Here is a 3534-nt window from a genome sequence, read left to right as displayed (position 1 = left end):
ACCTCCGGCCCGCCGGCGAGCTTCCAGAACACGCTGGCGAACTTCGCCGCCCTCGGCGTCGACGTGCAGATCACCGAGCTGGACATCGCCCAGGCGCCGGCGACCGCGTACGCGAACACCGTCAAGGCGTGCAAGAACGTCGCCCGCTGTACCGGCATCACCGTGTGGGGCATCCGCGACAGCGACTCCTGGCGCAGCGGCGAGAACCCGCTGCTGTTCGACGGCGCGGGCAACAAGAAGGCCGCGTACGGGGCGGTACTCTCCGCGCTCGGCGGCACGGCCGCGGCGCCGGGCCCGCACAAGGGGCTGCCGTCCAGCTTCGGCTGGTCCTCCAGCAAGCAGCTGATCGCGCCCAAGTCCGACGCGACGCACGACATCGCCGGGATCAAGGACCCGTCCGTCGTCCGCTACAAGGGCAAGTACCACGTGTTCGCGAGCGTGGCCAGCGCCTCCGGCTACAACCTCGTCTACCTGAGCTTCAAGGACTGGTCGCAGGCGGGCTCGGCCACCCACCACTACCTGGACCGCACGGCCATCGGCAGCGGCTACCGGGCGGCGCCCCAGGTGTTCTACTTCGCGCCGCAGAAGCTGTGGTACCTGGTCTACCAGACGGGCAACGCGTCGTACTCCACCAACAAGGACATCTCCGACCCCGACGGCTGGAGCGCGCCGCGCGACTTCTACCCGGACATGCCCGACATCATCAAGCAGAACATCGGCAACGGCTACTGGGTCGACATGTGGGTGATCTGCGACCGCGCGAACTGCTACCTGTTCTCCTCCGACGACAACGGGCACCTCTACCGCTCGCAGACCACCGTCCGCCAGTTCCCGAACGGGTTCACCAACACCGTCATCGCCGCCCAGGACTCCGACAGGTACGCCCTGTTCGAGGCGAGCAACATCTACAAGGTGAAGGGCAGCGACCGGTACCTGATGCTGGTGGAGGCGATCGGCTCCGACGGGCGGCGCTACTTCCGCTCCTGGACCTCCCCCAGCCTGACCGGCTCCTGGTCCCCGCTGGCCGACTCCGAGAGCAATCCGTTCGCCCGGGCGAGCAACGTGACCTTCCCGTCGGGTGCCTGGACGAAGGACATCAGTCACGGCGAGATGATCCGCGCCGGTTACGACCAGACGCTGACCATCCCCGCGTGCGGACTCCAGTACCTGTACCAGGGCATGGACCCGGACGCGAGCGGTGACTACAACAGCCTGCCGTGGCGGCTCGGCCTGCTCACCCAGACCAACTCCCGCTGCTGAGACGGCGGTGAGCGGGACGCCGTACCGGACGGCGTCCCGCTTTCCCCGATCCTCCGTGACGCCGGTTACGGGTTGACGACGCTGCCGCCGAAGGTCACCGCGAGGCGGCCGTCGGAGGCGAAGGACCAGCCGAGGGCGCCCGCGTACGAGGAGCAGCGGGAGCCGTTGGAGCCGGTCCAGAACTGGTTGGAGCTGTCGGCGCTGCCGACCGTCTTGTCGTTGGAGCCGCCACCGGCGAACCGGCAGGAGGTGTTGCCGCGGAACACCGACGTGCCCTTGTCGAACGAGAAGTTGCGCTCGGCGTTGTCGACGCCGACGTTGCCGGAGATCGTCATGGTGCCCGGGTTGCTGTTGTAGGTGAACCCGTGGTGGCCGTTCTTGTAGGCGATGCTGTGCTGGACGACGTGGTTGACGGGGATGTCGTCGCCGCCGAGCTTGTAGCCGTTGCGGTCGCCGTTGGTGTTGACGGTGCCGTCGCTCAGCGTGCCGTTGTTGTAGGAGAGGGAGTACTCGATGGTCACCGGGCCGATGGCGCCGGTGTCCGTCTTGGTGTACAGGTCCCAGCCGTCGTCGATGTTGTGGTGTGAGACGTCGTAGCGGAAGACGTTCCCGGTGCCGGTGGTCAGCTTGGCGGCGAAGCCGTCGGCGTCCTCGCCGTCGGAGTCGGCGTTGTCGTGCGACTCGGAACTGATGATGAGGTTGTTCGCCGGCCACTGGGAGCTGGGGGTGCTGGAGGCGATCCGGCCGAGCTGGAGCCCGGTGTCCCGGTTGTAGGCGGTGACCACCCGCTCGACGACGTTGTTGCTGCCGCCGACGTAGATCCCGTTGTCACCGGCGTGCTGAACCGTGAGGCCGTACAGCCGCCAGTAGTTGGCGAACAGCTGGATGCCCCGGTTGGACGGGCTCTCGGTCTGTGCCGCGAAGTCCAGGACCGGCTTCTCGCCCGGGTATGCGGCCAGGGTGGTGCGGGCGGCGGAGGTGCCGTCCCTGCCGGCCGGGATGGTGACCGTGGCGGACGGGCGGTAGGTCCCGCCGCGCAGGTAGATGGTGCCGCCGGAGGTGATCCGGCTGATGGCCGAGGTGAGCGTGGTCGGGGCCGACTCGGTGCCGGCCGCGCCGTCGGTACCGTTCGGTGACACGTAGAGCACGCTTCCGGCCGCCGCCGTGGCCACGCCGGCGTCGAGGTGGCCGAGGCCGGGCAGGCCGTCGGCGGCCGGGGTGAGGCCTACGGTGCGGGCGCCCGTGGGGCCGTCGACGGCCTGGGCCGTGGTGCCGGTCAGCGCGACGAGCGCACCGGTCAGCAGCCCGGCGCACGCGATGGCTGGTCTGATGTGCATCGGTTTGTCTCCCTGCGGTCGACTCGACTGTGCGGGGGCGAGAGGTCCAGAGGGGTGAACGCGACGACCGGTCGTGGCATGGTGGACGATGACCGGAAAGCGCTTTCCCTCTGGCCCTTCCCGACGGTAGGGAGAAGGCATGCACGCGTCAACAGTCGCGTACATGATTCATATTCATGTGCGTGAATGGAGGGTGGTCGGTCACTCGCCCGGAGCGACGGTGCGGGCGACGATGGCCGCCGCCTCGGCGATCAGCGCCTGGTCCACCGTGGCGTCCGGGGCGCTCTTGTCCGACAGCACGGCCAGCACCACGGGGGTTCCCCGGGTGGTCCAGGCCACCCCGATGTCGTTGGCGGTCGCGTAGTCCCCGGTCCCGGTCTTGTCCGCCACGACCCAGGAGGCCGGCAGACCCTTGCGGAACCGCTCGTCGCTGGTGGTGTTGCCCTTCAGCCAGCCGGTGAAGCGCTCCCGGTCCGCCCTGCGCAGGGCCCGGCCCAGGGTGAGGCGCTCCAGGCTCCCGGCGATCGCCTCGGGTGTCGTGGTGTCCCGTGCGTCCCCGGGGATCGCGGTGTTGAGCTCCGGCTCCCACCGGTCGAGCCGGCTCACCGTGTCGCCGAGCGACCGGAGGAAGCGGGTGAGTCCCGCCGGGCCGCCGAGCTCCCGGAGCAGCAGATTGCCGGCCGCGTTGTCACTGACCTGGATCGCCGCGGCGCACAGGTCGGCGACGGTCATCCCGGTCGCCAGGTTCTCCTTGGTGCGCGGGGAGTTGGGCAGGATGTCACGCGGCGGGTAGTGCACCACCCGGTCCAGCGGAGCGCGGTCGCCGTGGTCGCGCAGCACCGCCGCCGCGGCGAACGCCTTGAAGGTCGAGCACATCGCGAACCGCTCCCCCGCCCGGTGGGCGACGGTCCGCCCGGTGCGGACGTTGCGCGCGTAC

General features: G+C 69.6%; 3 protein-coding genes. 1 reads left to right on the top strand and 2 read right to left on the bottom strand.

The annotated features are described in order from the left end of the window. Positions 1 to 1260: non-reducing end alpha-L-arabinofuranosidase family hydrolase (locus H5J33_RS27625; RefSeq protein WP_181797553.1), on the top strand; the 1260-nt coding region annotated here is incomplete at its 5' end. Positions 1261 to 1325: 65 nt separating this feature from the next. Here H5J33_RS27625 and H5J33_RS27620 read toward each other — a convergent pair. After that, positions 1326 to 2597, bottom strand: a complete 1272-nt coding sequence (locus H5J33_RS27620; protein ID WP_181797552.1) for a right-handed parallel beta-helix repeat-containing protein — start codon at positions 2595 to 2597, stop codon at positions 1326 to 1328. 201 nt (positions 2598 to 2798) lie between these two features. Further along, positions 2799 to 3534 (bottom strand): class A beta-lactamase (gene bla, locus H5J33_RS27615; RefSeq protein WP_181797551.1); only part of this gene is annotated, 736 nt, incomplete at its 5' end.

This window comes from Streptomyces sp. WELS2, assembly GCF_013870595.1.
Classification (GTDB): domain Bacteria; phylum Actinomycetota; class Actinomycetes; order Streptomycetales; family Streptomycetaceae; genus Streptomyces.
This window is presented reverse-complemented; position numbering and strand designations above follow the sequence as displayed.

Bases quoted from the DNA above. Each gene is read 5' to 3' on its own strand.
- H5J33_RS27620 (WP_181797552.1), bottom strand. From the start codon at position 2,597: ATGCACATCAGACCAGCCATCGCGTGCGCCGGGCTGCTGACCGGTGCG.